This is a genomic window from Streptomyces noursei ATCC 11455 (assembly GCF_001704275.1).
GTDB classification, from domain to species: domain Bacteria; phylum Actinomycetota; class Actinomycetes; order Streptomycetales; family Streptomycetaceae; genus Streptomyces; species Streptomyces noursei.
The window spans coordinates 786,757-788,289 of record NZ_CP011533.1; the positions used below are offsets into that span (position 1 = coordinate 786,757).

The following is a 1,533-nucleotide window of genomic DNA, read 5'->3' on the forward strand; positions in this document are numbered from 1 at the left end:
AGCCGACCTCGCGCCGACGCGTACCAGGACCACGGCCGTCCGGTGCACACAAATCCGGACGGTCGGGATGGATGCACCAGGAGCGAACGAGTGGCACGCTCCGTACATGCCCCACCACAAGATCATATAGTGCGGGCTGGAGTAAATGAGCAGCAGCTGTCAGACATTTGACGTTTTCCGAATGGTCTCCTCCAGGACATCCGGCCGGCCGAGCACGTCCTCCGCGCGCCCGCGTACGCACGCGGGACGGTGCTCCACAGGCGCACGCAACGCGCGTCGCCGGGTGGCATGGTGCCGTCTCAGGCGGCGCGGGGGCCGTGCGGCAGACCGGCACCGCCGGCCTGCCGCAGTGCGCCCGCTAGCCGTTGCCGGCGAGGTGCGCCCGGAGCAGATCGATGATCGCCGGGGCCTCGGAGCTGACGAAGAAGTGCCCACCGGGAAGCACCTTGAGGTCGAAGTCCCCGGTGGTGTGGCCGCGCCACGCCTCGGCCTCGTCCAGGGAGGTCTTCGGGTCGCGGTCGCCGGTGAGGACGGTCAGCGGCGCCCGGACGGTGACGTCGGGCGGGCAGCGGTAGGTCTCGATGGCCTGGTAGTCGCTGCGGATCGCGGGCAGGATCATCCGCAGGATCTCCTCGTCGCCGAGCAGCGCGGTGTTGGTGCCGGCGAGCAGCTTCAGCTCCTCGACGATGCCGTCGTCGGACCGCCGGTGCACGGCCTCTTCACGCACGCGGGAGGGGGCCCGGCGCCCGGAGGCGAACAGCCGGACCAGGTCACCGTCGTCGGCCTCGAAGCGCCGGGCCACCTCGAAGGCCAGCGTCGCGCCCATGCTGTGCCCGAAGAACGTGCTCGGCCGCTCCTTCAGCAGGGGGCGCAGCGCGTCGTAGACCTGGTCGGCCAAGGTCGCGAGGTCACTGACACCGGCTTCCTTGCGCCGGTCCTGGCGCCCCGGGTACTGGATGGCGAACACCTCGGCAACCGAGGACAGTTGGGCCGACACCGGGAAGTAGAAGGAGGCCGAGCCGCCCGCATGTGGGAAACAGAAGAGCCGGACGGGGGCGGCCGGTGCTGGATGGAAGCACCGGGCCCACAGGCTCTCCTCGGTGGACGTGGTCATGGGGGGACCTCCTAGGGACGAACCAAGCGGCACGCACCGCCGGGCAGCAGCGGGGAGACGCCTCGGCCGGGGACCTGCCGTGGCAACCCGTGCACGCCGTCACTGCCGTACGGACACGTGATCACACCGTAACTCCATGGCCCGCGAATGGTTTTCCGAGCCACGGAATTCATTGCACATGATCGGGCTGTGGGTGTTTCCCTAGTTCTTTCCCTTTCTTTAGAAGAGGCCGGTTTGACGCTCCCGGTGGCCGGAATCAAGCGTCCGACCACCGGGGCCCCGGTTTCCCGCCTAAGCGGAACGGCTCACTACGGAACCGCCGCGGAACAGGTCGCTGTGGAACAGCTCACTGTGGACCAGGTCACTGTGGACCAGGCCACTGTGGAACTTCTGGTGCGGAACTGCTCATGCGGAGCGGC

1 protein-coding gene is annotated in these 1,533 nt (G+C 68.6%); it reads right to left on the bottom strand.

From position 1 onward, the window contains the following. Positions 1-358: 358 nt before the first annotated feature. Positions 359-1,114, bottom strand: coding sequence for a thioesterase II family protein (locus SNOUR_RS03400; protein ID WP_067343727.1), 756 nt, complete (start codon positions 1,112-1,114; stop codon positions 359-361). Between the last annotated feature and the right edge of the window lie 419 nt (positions 1,115-1,533).

Excerpts from the sequence above, each read along its gene's own strand:
- SNOUR_RS03400 (WP_067343727.1), bottom strand. The coding sequence starts at position 1,114 with ATGACCACGTCCACCGAGGAGAGCCTGTGGGCCCGGTGCTTCCATCCA.